At 53.2% G+C, this 23369-nt stretch carries 21 protein-coding genes and 1 other RNA gene; 1 reads left to right on the top strand and 21 read right to left on the bottom strand.

What is annotated here, in order from left to right; translation table 11 throughout:
- Positions 1-54: 54 nt before the first annotated feature.
- The 18 genes from mihF to AC1EKS_RS00655 all read right to left on the bottom strand — a co-directional run bounded on the left by mihF (position 55) and on the right by AC1EKS_RS00655 (position 16651).
- A complete protein-coding gene (gene mihF / locus AC1EKS_RS00740) occupies positions 55-366 on the bottom strand; it encodes an integration host factor, actinobacterial type (protein WP_071128262.1) in 312 nt (103 codons plus the stop codon).
- Positions 367-466: 100 nt separating this feature from the next.
- Positions 467-1321, bottom strand: a complete 855-nt coding sequence (pyrF, locus tag AC1EKS_RS00735) for an orotidine-5'-phosphate decarboxylase (protein ID WP_481008359.1) — start codon at positions 1319-1321, stop codon at positions 467-469.
- Between the two features lie 18 nt (positions 1322-1339).
- Positions 1340-2638, bottom strand: a complete 1299-nt coding sequence (locus AC1EKS_RS00730; RefSeq protein WP_481008358.1) for a dihydroorotase — start codon at positions 2636-2638, stop codon at positions 1340-1342.
- A 67-nt stretch (positions 2639-2705) separates the two neighbouring features.
- A complete protein-coding gene (gene nusB, locus AC1EKS_RS00725; protein WP_481008357.1) occupies positions 2706-3158 on the bottom strand; it encodes a transcription antitermination factor NusB in 453 nt (150 codons plus the stop codon).
- A gap of 6 nt (positions 3159-3164) precedes the next feature.
- A complete protein-coding gene (gene efp / locus AC1EKS_RS00720; RefSeq protein ID WP_481008356.1) occupies positions 3165-3728 on the bottom strand; it encodes an elongation factor P in 564 nt (187 codons plus the stop codon).
- Between the two features lie 84 nt (positions 3729-3812).
- Positions 3813-4340: a shikimate kinase gene (locus tag AC1EKS_RS00715; protein WP_481008355.1), complete on the bottom strand. Its 528-nt coding sequence runs from the start codon at positions 4338-4340 to the stop codon at positions 3813-3815.
- Complete coding sequence (gene aroB / locus AC1EKS_RS00710) at positions 4333-6042, bottom strand: 3-dehydroquinate synthase (RefSeq protein ID WP_481008354.1); 1710 nt, start codon at positions 6040-6042, stop codon at positions 4333-4335. The genes AC1EKS_RS00715 and aroB overlap by 8 nt, the downstream gene beginning before the upstream one ends.
- Positions 6039-7250 carry a chorismate synthase gene (gene aroC / locus AC1EKS_RS00705; protein ID WP_481008353.1) on the bottom strand — a complete coding sequence of 404 codons (1212 nt, stop codon included), beginning with the start codon at positions 7248-7250 and terminating at the stop codon, positions 6039-6041. Before aroC ends, aroB begins: the two co-directional genes overlap by 4 nt.
- Before the next feature lie 85 nt (positions 7251-7335).
- Complete coding sequence (locus AC1EKS_RS00700; RefSeq protein WP_481008352.1) at positions 7336-7986, bottom strand: prepilin peptidase; 651 nt, start codon at positions 7984-7986, stop codon at positions 7336-7338.
- 4 nt (positions 7987-7990) lie between these two features.
- Complete coding sequence (locus AC1EKS_RS00695) at positions 7991-8824, bottom strand: shikimate dehydrogenase (protein ID WP_481008351.1); 834 nt, start codon at positions 8822-8824, stop codon at positions 7991-7993.
- The gene (gene mltG, locus AC1EKS_RS00690) at positions 8812-10068 is read right to left on the bottom strand and encodes an endolytic transglycosylase MltG (RefSeq protein WP_481008350.1); all 1257 of its coding nucleotides are present in this window, start codon (positions 10066-10068) and stop codon (positions 8812-8814) included. Before mltG ends, AC1EKS_RS00695 begins: the two co-directional genes overlap by 13 nt.
- Positions 10068-10544, bottom strand: a complete 477-nt coding sequence (ruvX, locus tag AC1EKS_RS00685) for a Holliday junction resolvase RuvX (protein WP_481008349.1) — start codon at positions 10542-10544, stop codon at positions 10068-10070. The genes mltG and ruvX overlap by 1 nt, the downstream gene beginning before the upstream one ends.
- On the bottom strand, positions 10544-13225 hold the full coding sequence (gene alaS / locus AC1EKS_RS00680) for an alanine--tRNA ligase (protein ID WP_481008348.1): 2682 nt from the start codon (positions 13223-13225) through the stop codon (positions 10544-10546). Before alaS ends, ruvX begins: the two co-directional genes overlap by 1 nt.
- Positions 13226-13275: 50 nt before the next feature.
- Entirely contained in the window at positions 13276-13452 is a 177-nt protein-coding gene (locus tag AC1EKS_RS00675; RefSeq protein ID WP_481008347.1) for a hypothetical protein, read from the bottom strand.
- A gap of 2 nt (positions 13453-13454) precedes the next feature.
- The gene (locus tag AC1EKS_RS00670; protein WP_481008346.1) at positions 13455-13805 is read right to left on the bottom strand and encodes a DUF948 domain-containing protein; all 351 of its coding nucleotides are present in this window, start codon (positions 13803-13805) and stop codon (positions 13455-13457) included.
- A 133-nt stretch (positions 13806-13938) separates the two neighbouring features.
- Complete coding sequence (gene rpsD / locus AC1EKS_RS00665) at positions 13939-14562, bottom strand: 30S ribosomal protein S4 (protein ID WP_481008345.1); 624 nt, start codon at positions 14560-14562, stop codon at positions 13939-13941.
- Positions 14563-14675: 113 nt separating this feature from the next.
- Positions 14676-16028 carry a replication-associated recombination protein A gene (locus AC1EKS_RS00660; RefSeq protein WP_481008344.1) on the bottom strand — a complete coding sequence of 451 codons (1353 nt, stop codon included), beginning with the start codon at positions 16026-16028 and terminating at the stop codon, positions 14676-14678.
- Entirely contained in the window at positions 16028-16651 is a 624-nt protein-coding gene (locus tag AC1EKS_RS00655) for an L-threonylcarbamoyladenylate synthase (RefSeq protein ID WP_481008343.1), read from the bottom strand. The genes AC1EKS_RS00660 and AC1EKS_RS00655 overlap by 1 nt, the downstream gene beginning before the upstream one ends.
- A gap of 112 nt (positions 16652-16763) precedes the next feature.
- Here AC1EKS_RS00655 and rnpB point away from each other — a divergent pair.
- Positions 16764-17114, top strand: an RNA gene (gene rnpB / locus AC1EKS_RS00650) — RNase P RNA component class A.
- Here the strand turns inward: rnpB and AC1EKS_RS00645 are convergent.
- From AC1EKS_RS00645 to AC1EKS_RS00635, 3 genes are all read right to left on the bottom strand, one after another.
- Complete coding sequence (locus tag AC1EKS_RS00645; protein ID WP_481008342.1) at positions 17115-18932, bottom strand: AMP-dependent synthetase/ligase; 1818 nt, start codon at positions 18930-18932, stop codon at positions 17115-17117.
- Positions 18933-19047: 115 nt separating this feature from the next.
- Entirely contained in the window at positions 19048-21882 is a 2835-nt protein-coding gene (gene uvrA / locus AC1EKS_RS00640; RefSeq protein ID WP_481008341.1) for an excinuclease ABC subunit UvrA, read from the bottom strand.
- A gap of 47 nt (positions 21883-21929) precedes the next feature.
- A complete protein-coding gene (locus tag AC1EKS_RS00635) occupies positions 21930-23276 on the bottom strand; it encodes a DUF5692 family protein (RefSeq protein ID WP_481008340.1) in 1347 nt (448 codons plus the stop codon).
- Positions 23277-23369 lie beyond the last annotated feature (93 nt).

Raw genomic sequence — 23369 nt, 5'->3', positions numbered from 1 at the left:
AACAGTATGGGACCCAAATATTGGGCCCCATACTGTAATTAGTTTGCGATTTTACTAGCCGAAGCGGCGAACCAGTTCGGCGCGCTGGTGCTCACCGAGACCGCGAATACGACGAGACTTGGCAATGCCAATCTCTTCCATAACCGCAGCAGCAGTGGTGGCGCCTACGCGAGGTAGGGCCTCCAGCAGAGCCTGAACCTTCATTTTGCCCAAGTAAGGATCATCCTGAGCCTTCTTGATTACTTCGGACAAGGTTAGTTCCCGATTCTTCAGCTTCGCCTTGGTTTCCGCGCGAGCCTTACGAGCCTGAGCAGCTTTTTCCAGAGCCTGTGCGCGCTGTTCGGGAGTTAAAGAAGGAAGTGCCATTTAGTATTTACCTCTTCATCTAGATTTATGGGTTAACAACACGAAAAAGATTAGTTCTTTTCTTCCATTTAAGCCAACCTAACGAGTAAGTTTTGCCAGTTCAGTTGCGAAAAATATCACTCATTTGCTCGTTTATTTGCCTTGCTGCTGCTTGCAAAGAAGTAATCTTCGGACCGGCGGAAGAGATTCCCCGCGAAGTCGATGCCAGGACTCGACAGGCACTTTTTCCGAAAATATTATGTATATCCGCTGGTCCAGCCCCTTGGGCACCGATTCCAGGTGATAAAACCGACCCCGAAAATGCGGAAAAATCGATCCCCAAGTCTTTTGCAGCGTTTCCGGTGGTGGCGCCGACAACCAACCCCACATCGCCAATATGACCTTCATCACTACCGGCTTTATTCGTCTGTTCTGCCTGCGAAATTATGTCGGCCGCCACGCTTTTACCATTGGCGCATTTTGCATGTTGCACCTGGAAACCTTCCGGATTGGATGTAAGTGCCAGTACGTAGAGGCCTTTCCCATTGCTTTTTGCTAAGTCCAGGGCCGGTGTCAGCGAGCCATATCCGAGGTAGGGCGAAAGCGTAATCGCATCGGCAGCCAAGGGAGAATCGGGGCTTAAATATGCCTGCGCATAACCGGCCATAGTAGAGCCAATATCACCACGTTTAACATCCAAGATGGTGAGTAGCCCCGCCTGCCGACAAGCCGCCAGCACTTCCTCCAGCACCTTGATCCCTTGGGAACCAAAGCGTTCGAAAAAAGCCGACTGTGGTTTTACTACCGGAACCTGTCCGGCCATTGCTTCCACCAAGGTCAGGGAAAAGCTCCGCAGCCCTTGAATATTGTCATCCAGCCCCCAGGCGGCAAGCTGTGAGGGATGAGGATCGATTCCTACGCACACATTGCCGAACTTTTTCATCGCCTGCGCCAGGCGCACTCCGTAGCGATTCATAAAACCTTTAGTTCCTCCTTAAAACTGCAACTGTCCAGCAAGTACCGTCAGTTTCCCGCGGTAGCAGGTGTGTCGTACCTGCCCCACCAGTTCCTTGCCTACAAAGGGGGTGTTATCGGAACGCGAAACTTGGCTCTCGCGGTTAACTATCCAAGAGGCATCGGGGGCTACGAAACAAAGATTCGCAGTAGAGCCGGCAGCAATCTCCTCACCTTGACCTTTTGCTTTCCCAATTTTTGCCGGGGTAACCGACATTACCCGGGCCAAATCCCGCCAAGCCATTTTTCCGCTTTGCACCATAGTGGTGGCAACCACTGGCAGCGCAGTTTCCAGCCCAATCATCCCGAAAGCGCCACACTCAAAATCACAGTCTTTGAGCCGGCGTGGATGGGGAGCATGATCCGTCCCCACCAGGTCAATCGTACCGTCAGCTAATCCGGCTCGTACTGCCGCAACGTCTTTTTGGGAGCGCAGCGGCGGATTTACTTTAAACAGCGGATCGCGCCCTCGTAGTTCTTCCTCCGTTAAAAACAGGTGATGGGGAGTAACTTCCGCGCTGATACGCGCGCCTTGGGACTTACCCCAACGTACCAGTTCCACTGCGGTGGCACTGGAAAGATGACAAACATGAACCCTCACGTCCAAGTAGGCAGACAGCAAAATATCGCGGGCAATAATCATTTCTTCCGCAACGGTTGGCCACCCCTTCAATCCCAGCTCTTGCGCCAGGTAGGATTCGTTCATTTGCGAGTCGGCGGTTAGACGTGGCTCTTGGGAATGTTGGGCAATTACCCCGTCAAAATCACGAACGATCTCTAGGGCTTGACGCATCAGCAGCGGATCAAAAACACATTTACCGTCGTCACTAAACACATTTACCGCTGCGCGAGAATTGTGCATTGCCCGCAGATCAGAGAGCTCTTTACCCGCCAGATTCTTAGTTACTGCCCCCACCGGATACACGTCCACTCGACCTGCCTGATGTCCTAGGTCCAGCACCTGCTCTACTACCGCAGGACAATCTTGGGTGGGGGTAGTGTTCGCCATCGCGAATACGCAGGTATATCCGCCTTTAGCCGCGGCTGCGGTGCCGGTATCAACAGTTTCGGCATCAGATCCGCCCGGCTCGCGCAAATGAGTGTGCAGATCCACCAGTCCTGGTAACGCCACCAGGCCGCGCGCATCTACTTCCTGTACCCCGCTGCCAGCACTTAGCGGTAAATCCGTACCCACCTGGCGGATTTGTGCGCCTTCAACCAAAATATCGGCGCGCTGTTCCCCCAGAATATTTGCGTCGCGAAAAAGAAATGCGCTCATAGCTACCTCCTAAAATCTGAGTGTAGCCTCGCGGGCGCGAACGTATCCGTCCCTTCAGTTCTGTTGGCTACTGCTCACTTGAGTTATTGTCGGTGGAGTGCCCGATGGCATCTAACACTGCGTTAACAAAGTCGGGAGATTCCGGAGTCGAAATCGCACGCGCGGTACCAACGGCTTCATCAACCGCAATCTTCCAGGGAACATCGTCATTGTAAAGGATTTCCCATACTCCGCAGCGTAAAATCGCCAGATCCGGTTTAGGCATCCGATCGAGTGCCCAGGCCCGAGAATACTGACTGAGCATCATGTCAATATCGAATAGGTGGTCAGCTACTCCCTGTGCAATCTCCGCCGCGTAATCCGGCAAAGTAGTCTGCGCGGTACTTAAACGCTGCCTCTCAGCCACCAGCTCCCGCAAATCTTCGGGATCTTGATCTAAACCTTTTAGATTCGCCTCATAAAGGGTATCAACCGCCCGTCGACGTGCTTTAGTACGCCGCGATAGCCGATTTTTTGCCACTGTCGGTTATTCCTTAACCCGAGAAATATAATCGCCAGAGCGGGTGTCGACCTTGATCTTCTCGCCCTCTTCCACAAAGAGCGGAACTTGTACTTCATACCCGGTTTCAACGGTAGCCGGTTTGGTTCCCGCCGAAGAACGGTTACCCTGCAGCCACGGTTCCGTATGGGTAATCTGCATAATTACCGAGGCCGGCAGCTCCAGGAATAATACCTGGTCGTCGTGGAAAGCTACCACCGCGCGCTGATTCTCGATCAAGAAGTTTTTGGCGTCTCCTACGATTTCCGCAGTGATCATCACCTGTTCATAGGTGTCATCATCCATAAACACAAAATCAGTACCATCTTGGTACAGGTAGGTCATATCTCGACGATCAACCGTCGCGGTCTCAACTTTCACCCCCGCATTGAAGGTGCGATCCACAGTTTTGCCGCTAAGTACGTTCTTGATCTTGGTACGCACAAACGCCGGGCCTTTCCCCGGTTTCACATGCTGAAACTCAACAACCTGCCATAACTGGTTATCCAGCTTTAGTACCAGACCGTTCTTCAAATCATTTGTTGTCGCCAACTTATAACCCCCAAGTCAAAATCAATCGTCTCTACTTTACTTTAATCGCGCGGCGGGGGAAAATATCGCCTCTAAGCGGCGCTTTTAGCCCCGGAAGTTAAGGCAATCTGCTACTTTTTCCACCACTTGCGTCAGTGATAAACCCGAGACTTCCACTGCTAGCGGAGCTAATATCTGCCAGCCTTCGCGCCGCTCTTGCCCCATTTGCCGCAGCCAAGCCCTCGGCATTCCCAATCCCAGAGAGCGGGGACGGTTCAGCCCGGCGCGATCCGCCATAGTGGACAGGTCAATCACTAGCTCTATTATTTCTCTGCCAGGAAGTTCAGCTAGTTCTTGTCGGGTTTGCAGGTTATCCAGCGCCCCGGAACCCATAGCTACAATAGTGTCCTCGGCCGGCATTTGTTTTAAAAGGGCGATCACAACTTCCCGCTCTACCTGCCGATATCTTTTTTCACCGGCGCTAATCACCGCAGTAGCCAGTGGCACTCCCAACTTTGCGGCTACCAGGGTGTCCGTATCTACCAATTTCCAACCGAATCTTTTGGCTAGGGCCGTGGCAATGCTAGATTTTCCGCTACCGGGCAGACCAATTAAGAAAACTTTCCTAGCCAACTTCGCTCTCTCCGTCGCTAGGATTTTCGGGGTCACTCCCGGCAGTCCTGCCTTCATTTATGGAGTTAAAAGCACTTTGCAGTAGCTGGTAGTCGCTAACGGGAACCACGCTTACCTGTCCGTCACCGCCAGTTAATACCATCCGAATAATTCCCCCGCGCACTTTCTTATCCGAGGCCATAATTTTTACTAGCTGCTCGAAAGAATATTGCGGGCAGCTAGTCGGCAACCCTAGCGCGGCGATCTGGCGACGTTGACTTTCCATTTGTGCGGGCGTAAGTATATCCATTTCTACTGCCACCTGGGCGGCAAAGACCATTCCCATCGCTACCGCCTCGCCGTGTAAGACCTGGTAGGAGCTGGCTTTCTCAATCGCGTGCGCCAGTGTGTGCCCATAATTAAGGCACTCACGCAATCCACTTTCGCGCAGGTCTTGACTAACCACAGCGGCTTTTACTTGGATAGCGCGACTAATGACTTCTTCTAATATCGCCTCGGAGGACAGCAGTTCTTCTACGCTGCCCGCGGCTAGTAGTTCCAAGATTTTATGGTCGGCGATAAAACCGCATTTGATAACTTCCGCCAAACCGGCGCGCAGCTGGCGCGGGGGCAAAGTTTGCAGATAATCGAGGTCGCAAATTACTGCGCTAGGGGGATAAAAAGAGCCCACTAGATTCTTTCCCAGGGACGTATTTATTCCGGTTTTCCCCCCGACTGCCGCATCGACCATCGCTAACAGGGAAGTAGGCACATTGATCAGTTCGATCCCCCGTAGCCAAGTCGCGGCCACGAAACCTCCCATATCAGTGGTTGCCCCGCCTCCTAGTGCCACTACTGTGTCTTCGCGCGAAAAATGGTATTCTCCCAGGAGCCGCCAGGCATCTTCAACTACTCTAATGTTCTTGGCCGCTTCCCCATCGGGATGCGGAAAAATTTTGACTACCTGGCCGGCTTGAGTCAAAGATTGTGCCAAGTCACGAGCCTCTTTTTCGAGGGGAGCCGGGCAGATCAAGAACAGGTTGCGGGGACGACCTTGCAGTATCTGTCCGATTCGGGAGCTAAAGTTGCTGCCTACGCTGATTTGGTATCCATTGCCAGAAGTCACCGGAATCTGCCGAATTTTTTCTGGAGTTTGTTTCGGCAGCGCGCCCAAGGAACTTAAATCGTAGTGAGATACCGGTCGGGTTTCTTCTAGTTTCAAACCTCGAATTACGGCAGTGGCTACCTCGCTGAGGCTGCCATCTGCGGGCACGCTTAAAGTGGCTGCTTCCAGGTAATTTGCGCGTCGTTGTTGTTCGAGCTTTGCAATTTGATGACCGGGATTCTCACTTGCCTGCAAGAGGGGGCGCATGGAATCCTTCCCCACTCTCGCCCCGGCAACAGTGGGAGAAACATCTAAGAAAACTACCTCTTTATCTGCGAGGGCAGCGGCGGTTTCGGGGCGAGTGAGTGCCCCTCCCCCGAGGGCTAGCACTTCGATATTTGAGCGTAAAAGCTCATCGATCACCTTGACCTCTAAATCCCTAAAAGCATCCTCACCGCGGGTAGTAAAAATTTCGGGGATAGACATTTGTGCCTGCCGAGAAATTTCTTGGTCGGCGTCAATAAAAGCACGCCCTAAACGTGCGGCTACCAGGCTTCCTACCGAGGTTTTCCCGCTGCCTGGCAAGCCGATAAATACTATTTGTTTTTTGGCATTCATAGTCGCGCCTCCACTCGCTGTTGGTATGCCTGCAGATTTTCACGCACCTGGGCCAGCGAATACCCGCCTACGTGTTCTAAAAGTGCATCTGCCAGTACCAAAGCTACCTGTGCCTGGGCAATAACTGCTCCTGGCACTACCGCGCAAGTATCGGAGCGTTGATGAATCGCCGGGCTGACTTCCCCGCTGGCCAAATCAATGCTGCGCAAAGCCCGGGGTACGGTTGAGATCGGTTTAAAGGCACAACTGACCCGAATTAGTTGCCCATTCGACATGCCACCTTCAATCCCGCCGGCATGGTTGGAGGCCCGGGTTATTTCTCCTTCCTCCCCGCGTACGATCTCGTCATGCGCTGCCGAGCCCGGCAGATACGGCTGGGTACCATCTCCTATTTTCACGGTTTTCACTGCGGGGATCGACATCAGGGCGGCCGCTAAGCGAGTGTCTAGCCGGCGATCTGCAGCTACATGACTACCTAGCCCGATCGGCACCCCGTAGGCTGCAACCTCCACGCTTCCCCCAATAGTGTCCCCATTCTTCTTCGCGGTATCGATCTGGGAAATCATTTGCTCACTGACTTTTTCGTCCGGACACCGCACCGGGTTTTCAGCGAGTTTTTGCTGCTCGGTTAACGGCGGTATTGGGTGAGCTTCCTCGAGGCTGGCGTGTCCGATTTGGGTTACATAGGAAATCAGTTCGATCCCACCCGCCTGTTTCAAGAACTCGTGGGCGAAAGCTCCCAGACCCACCCGCATCGCGGTTTCCCGGGCACTCGCCCGCTCTAACACCGGGCGAGCCTCCTCTAAATCATAGGCGAGCATCCCCGCCAGATCCGCGTGTCCGGGCCGAGGACGAGTTAAGGGGCGATTGCGGGCCACTTCTCGTTGGTCGCCTTTGCCGGCATCAATTTGTAAATCCTGCGGATCCACTGGATCGGGGCTCATCACGGTTTTCCATTTTGGCCATTCGCTATTCTCAATAACCAATGCGATTGGGGCTCCGGTGGTTTTGCCCCTGATTACCCCACCTACTAGATGGACCCGATCTTGCTCAAATTTTTGGCGGGCCCCACGTCCGTAACCGGCTCGCCGACTGGCCAGGTATTCCGCCACTTTAGCGGTGGTAATCTCCACTCCCGCGGGCATTCCTTCGAGAATTCCCACCAGGGCAGCTCCATGTGATTCACCTGCGCTCATCCATCTCAACATAGATTCATTGTTTCATGGAACTATTTTTTGCGTTTTAAGCTTCCACTCCTAAAAATCCCGCGAAGCGGTAAAAAATAGCCGAGCGCTAACGGGGAACGACTAGGAGTGCAATATAGGTGGCCATTAGTAGCCACGGCCCGAATGCTAGCCGGGTAGAGCCGCTAGCTTTCTTCGCTACCACCAAGTAGAGCGCCCAGAGCCCGCTGCCGACCACCGATAGTATTCCCATTAACAACAGGCAGTGCCAAGAAGAGCAGGTAGCTAAGCCCACCAAAAGTGGAGCTAGGCGTAAATCCCCCACCCCGATACCGTTTCGAACAAAAGTTCCGGGAAGCAGCAAAATGAAAGTTCCTAAAGCTACGATCAGGGCATATGCCGGTTTTACCCACTGTCCGGTAACGAACCCGGCCAGGATAACCGCCACTAACACCAGCACCAAGACAGCTGCCGTCATAGAGCGCGGCAGCCGTTGGGTACCGGCATCAATGACAGTTAGTACCGTCCCCAGAGTCAGTAGCGGAAATAATAGCAGCAAGTTAATCGAGCCGTAACGTAAAATCACTGCCGCAGCAACCGCCAGCATCGAAACTATCCCTATTGCCCAGGCCTGATTCCAATACGCTCTTGACCGTCCCGACAGTCGGAAGTACTTTTCCACCTTGGGCAGCCCGTAGACTAAGTTTCCAATTCCCGCAAATACCAGCGCTATTAGCAAAACTAGTAGTTGCATTTTCATGGCGTTAGGCCTCCTTAAGAGCCATTTGCATTACATCCAAGCTGGGCGTGCGAGAAGTAAACAACTTCACCTGCATCAGGGCCTGATGTAGCAACATGGATTTCCCGGAAATGATGGTAGCTTGCTGGCGTTGAGCTGATTTTACCAGTTCGCTAGGCCAGGGGTCATAGACGATATCTAATACCGTTTGACTAGCATTAAAGGAGATAGATTTATAAAAATCATCAAGTACTTCGCGAGGAACAGTTGAGATAATCAAATCTGCATTCTCGATAGTTTTCCGGGCTTTATCTGTGGCTGTCAAGGGAACATAACCAGGATCTATCCCCAGTCGGGTAGCCGCCTGCACTGCATTACCGGCTCCGGAAACTCGGCGGGCCAGCAGATTAATTTGCGTTACTTCCAGTTCTGTTAGGGCTGCTAGGGCCGAGGACGCGGTAGCACCCGATCCCACAATCACCGCTTTTTCGGGACTGAAATCTTTGCCCTTTTCTTCCCTTATTGCCGCTACCAACCCATAAACATCAGTATTAAATCCGGCGGTCACTCCCCCTGGAAACGGCACCACGGTGTTTACGGCTCCTACTGCTTTAGCTAAACCATCTACCTGGGAAAGCAGGGGGATGATCACTTGTTTTAAAGGCATAGTAACCGAAAGACCCACCAAATTTTCGGGCCAGCGGGCGAGGAAAGAACCCAGAGTATCCGGGGTAACCTCGATCCTCCGATAGTCGATATTCAGCCCTAAATCCCGATAAGCTGCCAGGTGCAGTACCGGGGATAAAGAATGCTGGATTGGAGATCCGATTACCGCCGCCCAGGGGCTTAACGCTTGCATTTTCCTTGGTTTTGCTGACACCACTGTTTCAGTTCTTCGATGCTCTTATTCTGCTCTGCTAGCGTAAGCGCGAATTTAGTTTCTCCGGTATCCAGGTTAACCGTGGTGAAGTAGAGCCATTTCCCATCCGCCGGTTTCACTGCAGCCGCCAGAGCCTTGGGCCCTACGGTACCGATAGCGGTGGGAGGCAGCCCTTTGTGTTTATAGGTGTTATAGGGGGTATCTTTTTTAAGCTCTTCCGAACTGGGAATTCCCCCCGAGCGACCCAGGCCATAAACCACCGTAGAATCCATTTGCAAGAATCCGTGGGTATCTGGATTATCCTGCAGGCGATTCTCAATTACCCTGGCTACTTGGGGATAGTATTTATCCAGGTTGACTTCTTTTTCTAGGATCGAAGCCTTAATTAACACGGCTGCTCGCTGAGCGGGGGCAACTCCGGCCTGATCTAGTCGTTTTATCTGGGCATCCACCATGATCTTCACTAAATCGGTAGCGGTCTGCTTAGTGGAGACCGTATAGGTATCGGGTGCCAACCAGCCTTCAAAAGATTCTTCACTTTGCCCCGGTATCCCGTAAGCTTCGGGGTCCGAAAAAGCTTCAGCTACTTGATCGGCACTAAACCCGACAGTTTCTTGCAAACGCGCCTTAATCTGTTTAACCGTGAATCCGGGAGGAATAGTTACCTTGATATCCGCTTTGGAGGTGGGATCTAATAGCATCGCTAAGGCCTCGCGAGAAGACATCCGTTTATGTAGCCTAAACCGCCCCGCCTGCACTCCTTGTGCTAAGGAATTTTTCTTGAAAATATCGGCGAATACTTCGGCATCGGCGATAACCCCGTGTTTCTCTAAGATCGCGCCGATAGTTTTACCCGAGGCGCCCTCAGGAATCTCTACGATTACTTCCCCAGAGCCCTTCCCTTGGTAGTCTTCTCCGCCAGAGATTATTCCGCTAATTCCGCCCAGCTCTTTGGCTGCGATCAAGGAAGCGCCGGCGATTAAGCCGACGACCACCAAAATCACGATGGCCGCAATCGTACGTTTCTTACGCCGGGCTTTGCGCCGCGCACTGCGTCCAGTAACGGCTAGTTTTGGGTGCGCGGGACTTGCCGCTTCTTCTTCCCAGTAGTTATCAAGGTTAGTGGGGTTATCACTTTGCGAAGGATCAGCGTTAGCTTTTTTATCGGCGCGGCGGGATGGAAAATGCCGCTTGGGCGGATTGTTTTCTGGCTCCCGGCTCATCAGGCCTCCTCGCTTTCGGATCCGTTGCCCAGCGGTACTCCCGGAGCTTTTCCGGTTCGCCGCTCTATTTCTAACGCCTGCTCCAAGATTAACACTGCAGCCTGTTGGTCGACGACGCTTTTGTGCTCGCGCCCGCCCAGTCCGGCCGAACGCAGTTGTTGATGAGCACTTACCGAGGTAAGACGCTCATCCACAAGTCTTATATTACAAGTTGGTAACAGCTGTTCCAACTCGGCACCCCAGGCACGTACGTCAGCAGCATTTTTTCCTTCCTTTCCGCTCATTAAACAAGGAAGGCCAATGACGACTTCTCTAGCTTCATACTCAGCAACCAGTTCAGCGATGCGGTATAGTTCTTGTCCGCCTGCCCGGTAAACCGTTTCCACTGGCAGCGCTAAAGTCCCCGCCGCATCGGAACGTGCCACTCCAATCCGGCGAGTACCAAGATCAATCCCAATCCGTACCCCGGGGCGCATTATTTTCGCGCAATCTCCTGGGCGATGGCTTCTAAAGCGTCACCAAGTTTCGTGGCATCCTTACCCCCGCCTTGCGCCAGATCCGGGCGTCCGCCGCCGCCGCCTCCCATAGTTTGCGCAGCTATCTTTACCAGGTTGCCCGCCTTCAAACCGTTGTCTCTGGCTTGCCTCGTGGTAGCCACAATCACCTGGGGACGGTCTTTAGCAATCCCACCTACGCTAATGACGGAGTTGGTATCTTCGAGCCTTTGCCTTAAAGATTGCGCCAGAGTACGCAAGGCGTCGGCAGATACCTCTCCGGCGTTAAAAGTAATCACGCGAGTGCCATGAATATCTTTAGCCGAGGCCGCAATTTCCCCTACCCGGGAAAGTAACGATTCTTCCTGCAGTTTTGCCAGTTTCTTTTGTGCCTGCTTCAAACGCAGCAAAGCATCATCGATCCGTGCCGGAATCTCTTCCGGCTTAGTCCCCATAATCGAAGCTACCTGAGAAACCAGGGCGTGTTCCTTGGCTTGGAATTCATTGGCTTCATCGGCGACCAAAGCTTCTATCCTCCGCACCCCCGAACCGATAGAGTTCTCCCCCATCAGGACGACTTGTCCCAGATAACCGGTAGAAGGCATATGGGTTCCGCCGCAGAATTCGCGATCCCAACCATCACCAATATCAACCACCCGCACTACCGAACCGTATTTTTCTCCAAACAGGGCGGTAGCTCCGGACTTTTTGGCTTCTTCAATCGGCATAACCTCGGTGTTTACTTGCAGGTTATCGCGCAGGCGGTCATTGATACGATCAGAAATCGCCGCCATTTGCTCCCCGCTGAGGGCGCGAGTGTGGTGGAAATCGAAGCGCAGCCGATTTTCATTGTTTTCTGAGCCTGCCTGAGTGGCTTGCGCCCCCAGGTTCTCTTGTAGGGCTTTATGCAACATATGGGTAGCGGTATGGGCGCGGGCAATAGCTTTGCGCCTTGCGGTATCGATCGCCGCTACTACCTCATCTCCTACGGTTAGTTGCCCTTGCTCTAAGGTTCCCCGGTGGACCCGCAGACCCGCTACCGGACTTTGTACGTCCTCGACTTTGAACTTGGCGCCCTGGAAGGAACGGATTACTCCATGGTCAGCCAGCTGCCCGCCCATTTCCGCATAGAAGGGAGTGGTATCGAGGACGACTTCAACTTTGCTGCCTGCCGCGGCAGTGGGAACTGCCTGGCCCTCTGATAGCAGCCCAATAACTTTGGCATTACAGCTGTCTTCGCTGTAGCCCACGAACTGGACGTCGTGACCTAGTTCCGCCTCGAGCTCGTGGTAGACGCGGGCATCTACATGTCCAGTCTTCTTGGCCCGCGCATCTTCACGGGCACGATCCTTTTGCTCTTGCATTAGCTGGGTGAACTTGTCGCGATCAACCTTAATGCCGTGTTCCTCGGCCATCTCGATAGTTAGGTCAATCGGGAAGCCGTAAGTATCGTGCAAGGTGAATGCGTCTTTACCAGACAACTGGCTTTCGTGGCGTTTCTTAACCTGGCTCACTGCCTGGTCAAAAATCAAAGTACCCGACTCTAAGGTGCGCCTAAAGGCATCTTCTTCTTCGTAGGCAACCGTAGAAATAGTTTTCCAGTCCCTGTCTAATTCCGGATAGGAATCCGCCATTACCTGTTTTGAGACGGGAAGCAAATCCGGGAATACCGGCTTTTTAACTCCCAATAAGCGCATAGCGCGCACTACCCGGCGAATCAGGCGGCGCAAAACGTATCCGCGTCCATCGTTTCCAGGCCGTACCCCGTCCCCAATCAGCATCAGGGCGCTGCGCACATGGTCAGCGACTACCCGCATCCGAATATCATTAGGATCTTTCGAGGTTTTACCTTGGGTATACTGCTTTCCCGACAGTTCCTGCGCTTTCTCAATTACCGGGAATACCTGGTCAATCTCGTACATATTGTCCTTGCCTTGCAGCAAGAACGCTAGTCGCTCTAATCCCAACCCAGTATCGATACATTTCTTGTCCAGCTCGCCCAGCAGCGGATAGTCTTTACCGGTTCCTTCTCCCCGTAGGTACTGGTCGAACACCAGGTTCCATAGCTCGAGGTAGCGATCCCCACCGGTATCTACTTCCGGGCCGCCCTCGGGTCCGTAAGCGCTACCGCGGTCGAAATGGATTTCGGCACAAGGACCGGCCGGTCCCGGCTGCCCGGTATCCCAAAAGATTTCTTCCCGGGGGAGCTTTTGTAGGTGAAGGGGATCCAGGCCGATCTGGTTTAGCCACACGTCCTCGGCCTCGTCATCCTCTTCCCAAATCGTCACCCAGAGTTTGTCTCCGTCCAGGCCGTATTTGCCTTCTTCCACGGAGCCGGTGAGCAGATCCCAAGCCATGGTTGAGGCGCCCTGCTTGAAGTAGTCACCGAAACTAAAGTTCCCGCACATCTGAAAGAAAGTACCGTGCCGAGTGGTTTTGCCGACCTCTTCAATATCGTTAGTGCGGATGCACTTTTGCACACTGGCAGCTCGCGGCCAAGGTGCCGGTTCCGTACCTACAATATAGGGAATGAACGGCACCATTCCCGCAATAGTAAACAGAATCGACTTATCGGGAGACACCAGGGGAACTGATGGTGCCAAATGATGTCCCTGCTTCGCAAAATAGTCTAACCAGCGGGAACGAATTTCAGATGTTTGCATTATGCCTCTAAATCTTTATGAGGAGGAGCTACCTCCTAGTTGAAAAGCGATTAACTTAAGGGGGTGGTTTCGGGCATTAGCGCCGCACGCAGCTGCCGCTCCCTATTCTCAAAATCCTCTTGGAAAGAGGCGTAAGCGGCCTGCATCCGCTCCCGTACCGGCGGAATCGAGTAGGCGATAGCGCCTACTACTGCTACTGTAATCCCTAGCTTCACCAGTTTCTTCATGGTTACTGACCTTTCCTGTTAAACATTTTGCGGGCCGCATAGGAAAAGGCCGAGAGTTTAATCAGCGGGCCGGCGAAGGTGGAAGAAACCAAGGTCGAAACCGCAGAAACATCTTGAGCGACTTGCGCAGCCGAGGTAGTGACCGCATCGACCCGCACCAGTTGGGCGTTGGCGTCCCTGACCGTTTGGGAAACCTCTTTAACGGTGTCGCCGGTATCGGCTGCTACCTGCTTAATGGATCCTTGAAGCTGGTCAAAAACTTTCCCCAGTTTCCACAGTGGTATCGCTAGAAACACCACTAGCAGTAAAAACGCTAAAGCGGCGATTAATGAAGCTACCTCACCAACGCTCATTGTTCTTCCTTCCCTAAGAAATGCTTATATCGCTGAATTTTACCCTACCGAGCACCTAAGCCTAGAACCAAGCCGGATATATGGGTGATGCCTCCCGAAAAATCGGGAGGCATCAGACCAAAAGTTTTTAAGCTTAACGCGAGTAGTGCTCAACGACCATCTGGAGGTCGCAGACTACCGGGATTTCATCGCGCTTAGGCAGACGCACATAGGTGGCCTGGAGTTGTTCCAGGTTAACATCCAAATATGCGGGTACATCCGGGAGGACGTCGCGGTGAGAGCCGGCCGCCGCTACGATAAAGGGATCCTTGGTCTGGGACTTGGGGCGAATCTGGATAACCTGTCCCGGCTTTACCCGGTAGGAGGGACGGTCAACCAGTTTTCCATCTACCAGGACGTGACGGTGAACTACCGTCTGGCGAGCTTGGGGCATAGTGCGAGCGAAGCCCGAGCGCAATACCAACGCATCCAGCCGGGACTCCAGTAGCACAATCAGGTTGTCACCGGTCATCCCTTTAACGCTCTGCGCCTCTTCGAATAGGCGGTGCATCTGGGCCTCGCGAATATTGTATTGAGCGCGCAAACGCTGTTTTTCCTTCAAACGGATAGCGTAGTCAGATTCGCTGCGACGCCGAGCACGACCATGCTCGCCGGGCCCGTAGGGACGCCGGTCAAAGTAGCGCTGAGCTTTGGGAGTTAAGGCAATCCCCAAAGCACGAGATAGCCGAACCTGTTTACGCGAACGTTTATTTCCCATTTAGTTTTCTCCTGTATGTGTTCTTCTATTTTCATTTCACCGGATATGCCGGTGGGGTCACCACGCGGGCTAAGACCCCAGGGTTGCCTGTAGACAACAGGTTTTAGATTAGCCTATTTTGGTTCACCTTTGCCATCGGCCAAGATGCCGCGAATGGTGCGCAGCCGCTTAGATACCAACTCCTCATACCCATTGTCAGTGGGATGGTAATACTGAGTACCAACTAAAGATGCAGGTAGATAAGTTTGCTTAACAATATGGTGCGGATAATCGTGAGCATATTTGTAGCCGGACACTCCCAAATCTGAGGCGCCAGGGTAATGAGAATCACGCAGCGGGACAGGTACCGCGTCACTTTTTCCGGCGCGCACATCTTTAATTGCGGTTTCAATTCCCAAATAGGACGCATTCGATTTCGGGGCGGTGGCTACTGCCACTGCGGCTTGCGCTAAGATAATCCGCCCCTCGGGCATCCCAATCATCTGTACTGCTTGCGCGGCAGCCACCGCAATTTCTAAGGCTTTCGGATCTGCCATCCCCACGTCTTCGCTGGCACAAATCATGATTCTGCGAGCGATAAAGCGGGGATCTTCTCCCCCTTCGATCATGCGTGCCAAATAATGCAAAGTGGCATCCACATCGGATCCGCGCATGGATTTAATAAAAGCACTAATCACGTCATAGTGATCGTCACGGTCATATTTCACTACTGCACTGTCGGCAGCGCGAGCAATATCTTCTGTGGTCAAAGTGCTGCGCCCCGCCGATACCGCTCCCTCGGCGGCAGCCTCTAGTAAGGTCAGCGCTTTGCGGCCATCGGCTCCCCCCAAATCTGCCAGGCGGGTCAGTGCCTCCTCGTCTGCTGTTACCTTGCCTTTAAGCCCGCGTTCATCGCTGAGGGCGCGGCGCAGCAACTGTTTCACGTCCTCACTGTTTAAGGGGTTTAAAGTTAGCAGTAAAGACCGCGACAGCAACGGGGAGACGATCGAGAACGAAGGATTTTCGGTGGTGGCGGCCACCAGAATTACCCAGGAGTTTTCTACTGCCGGGAGCAAGGCATCTTGCTGGGACTTAGAAAAGCGATGTACCTCGTCCACAAAAAGCACTGTTTGTTTCCCGGTTGCGCGCAGCTGCTCGCGCGCCTCTTTAATAACTGCGCGTACCTCTTTTACCCCGGCCGAAACCGCGCTAACTTCCACAAAGTTTCGTTTTGAGGCCGTGGCTACCAAATAGGCAAGGGTAGTTTTCCCAGTTCCCGGCGGTCCCCAAAAAATAATGGAACTCACCGCCCCGGCGCTGCCTTGGGGCTCCAATAGCCGGCGCAAAGGAGAGCCGGGTTCGAGCAAGTGGGATTGCCCCACCACCTCGTCAATATTGAGCGGGCGCATCCGCACTGCCAGGGGCGCAGAGTCTGAAAAAGCGGGAATCCCCTGTTCGTTAAGCGAGGCCTGCTGAAAAAGATCCACTAGAGCATAACGTCCGAGAGATCACCGGCGCCCTGGCGAACCACCTGGGGAACTTCCCCGGTGAGATCGATGACCGTAGTGGGCCGGGCTTCATCTACCGGCCCTTCAATAACCGCATCTAGTAGGTAGCCAATCTCGTCACGGATTTCCCAACCGTTAGCTTCTGGAACATCCTTATCCGGCAAAATCAAAGTAGAGGACATCAGAGGCTCCCCCAATTCTTCTACCAGCGCCAGGGTGGTTACATGATTGGGAATGCGCGCCCCCACCGTCTTTTTCTTGGGATTAACCATGATCCGCGGCACTGCCTTATCCCCTTTCATAATGAAGGTGTAGGGACCGGGAGTGAGCCGATTTATCAGCTTAAACGCCGAATTGTCAACGATTACCAGCTTCCCTAATTGCTTAAAATCGTGGCAAATGAGGGTGAAGTTGTGGGTTTTAGGAAGTTTGCGGATAGTTTGGATCCGTTCTAGTCCCGCTTTATTCCCAAGTTTGCACCCCAGGGCATAACCCGAATCAGTGGGATAGGCGATTACGCCCCCGTCACGAATAATGTCAGCGGCCTTAGTAATTAGCCGGGCTTGCGGATTAACTGGGTGAATATCTATATAGGCAACCATGCCTTTAGTTTAGCAACCTCTAGAAAATCGGCAGCCCCCTTGCCGTTTTAGATTCATAAACTAGCGCCTTGCTTTTCGGTCAGCGGGCGCCTTTAGGTATTATTGACCCGGATCAGTCGGCCGGGCGGCCGCGGCTAGTAATAGTCGAGGAAAGTCCGGGCTCCACAGGACAGGATGATGGCTAACAGCCACCCGGGGTGACCCGCGGGCTAGTGCCGCAGAAAACAAACCGCCACGCTTTCGCGTTGGTAAGGGTGAAAAGGCGGTGTAAGAGACCACCAGTGGTCAAGGTGACTTGGCCAGCTAGGTAAACCCCATCCGGAGCAAGACCAAGCAGCAAGTTGGGTGGTCCGCCTTTAGCTTGCGGGTAGGTTGCTTCAGGCGTGCGGTAACGCAGGTCGTAGATAGATGGTCGCCGCTGGCTTCGCCAGTACAGAACCCGGCTTATAGGCCGGCTGATCTGCTATTTTTCTTGCCGCTTAGTAAATAAATCTTCGATTTGTTCCCCGTAAACGGCGCGAATCCGATTGCGCTTTATTTTCATAGAGGGGGTCAGCATCCCGTTTTCAGTCGTCCAATCGGTGGTAAGAATCTTGATTTTGCGGATCGATTCTGCCCGCGACACCGCCCGGTTAGTCCGCTGGACTGCCCGCTGTAAAGCTTCCAGCACCCGCGGATCCCTAGCTGCCCGGGTGATATCCATCTGTTCCATCCCGTGATTCTTCAGCCAGGTGGGTAACATTTCTTGATCCAGGGTAACCAGCGCCGCCACAAAGGGTTTATTATCCCCTACTACCATTACCTGTGAGATTAGCGGATGTCCTTTCAAACGTTCCTCTAGGTACTCGGGAGCTACGTTTTTCCCGCCGGCGGTCACAATAATTTCTTTGGCGCGCCCGGTGATTTTAACGTTGCCATCAGCATCGATTTGCGCAATATCCCCAGTTTTCAACCAGCCGTCCGCGGTGAAAGCTTCCCGAGTAAGCTCTGGTTCCCCGTAGTAACCCCGCATAATCGAGCCGCCGCGTGCCTGCAGTTCGCCGCCCTCGCCCAGGCGCACTTGGTTACAAAGCAGGGGTCGGCCTACGTATCCGGTTTTGTTTCCAATCCGCTCAGACATAGTAAGCGGTCCGGTAGTTTCGGTAGCGCCGTAGCCTTGCAAAACTTCGATGCCGCACCCAATAAAGAAGTGGCCGAGCCGCTCAGCCATGGGCGCTCCCCCAGATACGATTCCCTGCAGGTTTCCGCCCATAAGTTTTTGGATCTTATTAAGGACTAACTTCCGAGCTAGAGCAATCTTTAGCTTTTGCCCAAACGAAATTTCTTTCCCTAAGTCTTGTGTGCGTGCCCACTGTTCCGCAGTATGGGCAGCCAAACGGAAAATCCGCAGCTTAATCCCGGAACCTGCGGTAGCATCGGCGGCATTATAGATTTTTTCCAGCACCCGCGGCACTACTAGCAGAGCATTTGGTTTAAAAGTCTGCATATCCTGGACTATGGTCTTGGGGTTGGGTAAAAATGCGGCGGTGCCGTGACCTACCAGTTGCTGATAACCCAGGAAACGAGCCATTACGTGGGCTACCGGCAGGAAGTAAATTACCCGGGCACCGGGGTCGAAAACCCATTCGTTCCAACTGCCCCGCTCGATGACAGCATTTAGGGGGCGCAGGAAGTTTCCGTGGGTAATTTCTACCCCTTTGGGGCGTCCGGTGGTCCCGGAAGTAAAAACAATGGTGCAAAGGTCATCAAGTTTTATCTGTTCTAAGCGTTCATCTAGTTCCGAGGGGGAAATAGTGCGTCCGTGTTCTAAAAGACGGGTTAAGCCCGAATCGTCTAAAGAAAACACTGCCGAGATTTGTCCGGCGAGTTCAGGTTCCTTATCCAGCTGACGAATCATATTCGCCTGCGCCGTAGAATCGGTAATTACTGCCTTTATCTGGGCTTTTTGGGCAATCCACTTTACCTGTTCATAGGAGTCGGTTTCATAGATGGGCACGGTAACTAGCCCAGCTGCTTGCGCTCCCAGATCCATAATCATCCATTCGTAGGAGGTGGATCCCAGAATGGAGACTGCATCTCCGGGTTTTAACCCCAGACCGATCCACCCTAAACCGGCTGCCCGGATCGCGTCTCCCAAGGAAGCTGCAGAGATTTTTTCCCACGCGGCTCCCAACGCGGAGGGACGCTCAACTGCGATTTCTCGCGCCCGATTACTGGCGCGATCCAGTACCGCTGCGGCCACCGAAGTGAATTGCATTAGATCGATAGCGGGAGCTCCCATTGGCGAATCTCCAATTCAAAATAGGTTTCTCTTGTCCGTAGGTTAACACAGCAGAAAAACAAAAATGGCTAATCCTCGTGGATCGGGCTCACTTGCACAGATACCACAGCTACTGTCACTTTAAAATCTTGCTTAAGTACTGCCCGGTGTAGGAGGCTTTCACTTTCGCTACTTGCTCCGGGGTTCCTTGCGCCACCAGAGTTCCCCCGCCGTCTCCGCCCTCGGGACCTAAATCGATCACCCAGTCGGCGCACTTGATCACATCAAGATTATGCTCGATCACGATCACCGAGTTGCCCTTGTCGACCAGCGACTGCAACACCAGCATTAACTTGCGAATATCTTCCAGATGTAGGCCGGTGGTGGGCTCATCCAGTACATAAATGGTGCGCCCATTGGACCTACGCTGCAGCTCACTGGCAAGTTTCACCCGCTGAGCTTCTCCCCCGGAAAGAGTAGTAGCACTTTGCCCCAGACGCAGATACCCGAGCCCCACTTCTACCAAGGTGTTGAGGTGCCGGGAAATTTTACCGATGGGAGCGAAAAACTCTGCCGCTTCACTGATCGGCATATCGAGCACATCGGCTACCGATTTGTCACGATATTTGACCTGTAGGGTTTCCTGGTTATAGCGCGCGCCTCCGCACACTTCGCAAGGTACATATACATCGGGCAGGAAGTTCATCTCGATCTTGAGGGTGCCGTCTCCCTTGCAAGCTTCACAGCGTCCCCCTTTGACGTTAAATGAGAACCGTCCGGGTCCGTAGCCTCGGAGCTGTGCCTCTTGAGTTTGGGCAAAGAGGGAGCGGACTGCATCCCAGACCCCGGTATAGGTGGCCGGGTTTGAGCGGGGGTTACGTCCAATCGGACTTTGATCTACGTGCACCACCTTGTCCAGATGCTCCAGTCCCTCGATAGCTTTATGACGCCCGGGAACCACTCTTTTTCTCTGCAGTTGCGCCGCTAAAGCCTGGTACATCACCTGGTTGATCAGTGTCGATTTACCCGAACCAGAAACTCCGGTGACCAGGACCAACTTACCTAAAGGAATCGAAACATTCAGGTTCTGTAGGTTGTTTTCTCGCGCCCCAATAATTTTTAGCTGCCGATCTTTCTCAATTTTGCGCCGTTTTTTAGGAACTGCAATCTGCTTTTTACCCGACAAATACTGCCCAGTAAGGGAGCGCTTACAATCAGCGATCCCCGGTACTGGACCGGAATAAAGGACTTCTCCCCCATTTTCCCCGGCTGCCGGGCCGATATCGACTATCCAGTCACTAGCCCGAATGGTGTCCTCGTCATGTTCGACCACCAGTAAGGTATTCCCTAAATCGCGCAGCTTCTTTAGCGTCTCGATTAGTTTGTGGTTATCGCGCTGGTGCAACCCAATTGAGGGTTCATCCAGGACATAAAGTACTCCGACTAGCCCGGATCCTATCTGGGTGGCCAAGCGAATCCGCTGGGCTTCGCCCCCCGATAAGGTGGCAGCTCCCCGCGCTAGAGTTAAATATCCCAAGCCCACGTCTTGTAGGAACTGCAGGCGCACCTGCACTTCTTTCAAAATCGGTTCGGCGATCTTTTTCGCCGGCCCGGTGAGTTCTACTTGCGCCAGGTATTTACCACTGGCGGAAATAGCTAGCTTCGTTAGCTCCGCGATATTTAGGTTCCCGATTTTTACCGCCAGTACTTCCGGTTTTAGACGGTCGCCATGGCAGGTAGAACAGGGAACTTGGCGCATGTAGCCCTCGTAACGCGCCCTCATTATTTCGGACTCGGTTTCTTCCCGTTTGCGCATGATCCAAGGGATTGCGCCCTCGAATCCGGAAGAGTAGGTGCGCATCCGCCCCCAACGATTCCGGAACTTTACTTTCACTCGATAGTCGCGCCCGCGTAAAAGGGCTTTCTTTTGGGAGGCCGATAGCTTACGGAAAGGAGTCTCTAGGTCAAAGTCGAGCTCCTCCCCCAGGCCGGCAACCATATTCATCAAATATTTATTTTTGGTGGACCAGGGGCGAATTGCACCTTCGGAGATAGATAGCTCCGGATTGGGCACCACTAGCTCCGGGTCTACTTCCAGATGGGAACCAAGACCGGAGCAGTCTGGGCAAGCCCCATAGGGGGCATTGAAGGAAAAAGTACGCGGCTCGATTTCCTCTAGCTGCAGCGGGTGATCATTGGGGCAGGCACGATTTTCAGAAAAACGGCGGGAACGCTCGGGATCCGATTCATCTCGGTCCACAAAATCTATTACTACCAGCCCGTCTGCAAGTTTAAGGGCGGTCTCAATCGAGTCGGAGAGCCGGGTACGTACCCCCTCTTTCATCACTAGGCGATCGACGCGCACAAAAATATCGTGTTTGATTTTGCGTTCCAGCTTGGGGGGCTGGGTAAGGCGCACGGTTTCCCCGTCCACCACTGCCGCTGAGAACCCCTGGGTAACTAGGTCTGCAAAAAGCTCGGTGTATTCTCCTTTGCGTCCGCGCACCACCGGAGCCAAAATCTGGAATCGGGTTTTTTCCGGCAGGGTTAGCAGGCGATCCACGATTTGCTGGGCAGTTTGCGCTTGAATTTTTTCCCCACATACCGGGCAGTAGGCCTGCCCAGCCCGCGCATACAGCAAACGCAAATAGTCGTAAACCTCAGTAATGGTGCCCACAGTCGAACGGGGGTTTCGGGAGGTAGATTTTTGGTCGATAGAAACCGCTGGAGACAGCCCGGCAATAAAATCCACATCCGGTTTATCCAGGCGCCCGAGAAACTGACGCGCATAGGAAGAGAGCGACTCTACATAGCGGCGTTGTCCTTCGGCGAAAATCGTGTCGAAGGCCAGCGAAGACTTACCCGACCCAGAAAGCCCAGTAAACACCACCATCTTGTCGCGAGGAATCTCAATGCCCACATTGCGCAGGTTGTGTTCTCTTGCCCCTTTAACTACCAGTTTTTCATCCACATTCCTATCCTACGAACAAACGTTCTATTTTGCATTTCTGCAGGCGGTTACGCTTCCTTTGACTTGGTGACGTCCCAGCGGGGATCAGATTTGATCCCCTTTTCTACCAACTTAGGGTCGGCAGACAGTGGGGTACGCGGCTTCGGATAGCGTTTGTCTTGTTTCCACCAAGGCATCCAACCCACATATCCGTCTACCGGCGGGGTTGCAGATTTGGGTTCGAAGCCTAGCTGCGTGGGAGTCTCGAGGATAAAGTCGGTCAAGAAATATTTGTCTTTATCATCCGCGTAGAGCTTTACTACTTTTCTAAAGGCTCCCAGTTCGAAGAAGAGGCAGTTTGTCCAGGGATTGCGGTGATGTTTGGTTATCTTGTATAGCCAATAGATAAACAGCGCCACATTAGAAATCAGTGCCAGCCAAGCACAAACGATATTCGCCACCGGGTTCATCGTGGCGTAGTTGGTCATTATGGAGGGCCTCACTAGCAACTCCGGCAAAATGTTGTTAGCTGCTATCCAGAACATCAAGGTGAAACAGCGGAACCAGATCCATTGCCCTTTTGCCCAAGTAAAAGCGGGAACCGTACACGCGAGCAGCAATGCCAAGGTGCAGTACCAGGTGTAGTCCGCGAGTGAGTTATATAGGAAGGAATGGTTCCACAGGTCATAGGCAATAATCCACGGCCAGGCCATATCTGCCCAAATCAGCCCTTGTACTTTCCCTTTCTTTGCCGAAGAAATAAAGATTTTTCCCAGGCCGGTGATGGTAATGATGTTTAGTAGCCCGGCGGCGGCCGACAGCAGATTCCAGTATCCGCCGATAGTGCGGAACCCGGTGGCCGGGTCGATCCCTACTCCACTGGCTTTAAAGGCATCGGCAGCCGCTTGATACCAGGCGACAGAGCCACTGGCAGCGGTGATTCCGCGGGTTTCGGGTAGCCCCTCGATCATCGAGATCGAGCGGGAGGAATCAATATCCATCAGGCATTGAAAGTTCGTGGCGCAGGCGCGGTAAGTGTCGGCTTCAAAGTAGATGGTCAGGTCACGAATATTGGCTTCCATAATGTTTACTGCCAGGCCGATCCAGAGGGCAACGCCAAACCAGATAGCGTAGCGACGGGCCTTTAAGGGATTGCGTTTACCCCAATGCAGCAGGAAAGCAGTCATGGTGGCGGTGGCCAGCATGATGATGAATTTTCCGAAAGGGAACCACCCCACCATAGGAACCCCGTGAATGATGACATAGGGAATCAGTAAAACTCCACCGACTGTCCAGACGGCGAAGGCGGTCCAAGTCCAGCGGCGATGCATTTCTGCCACTAACATTTGGAGAGCAAAAATTAGAATCCAGAAAAGGTAGACCCAGATTGGGCCGACTTCCCATAAAAATCCCATGACTGTTCCTTTTAAACCGAGCGACGCTGCCCGGTCGTTTTGAGCTTACCTATTGTCTTTTAAATTGAGTACTATCTGCGAATATGACGCTAT

The organism is Varibaculum sp. C0165D1, from assembly GCF_056590355.1.
Note: the sequence above shows the minus strand (reverse complement) of the source record. Positions and strands in the feature narration are given on the sequence as shown.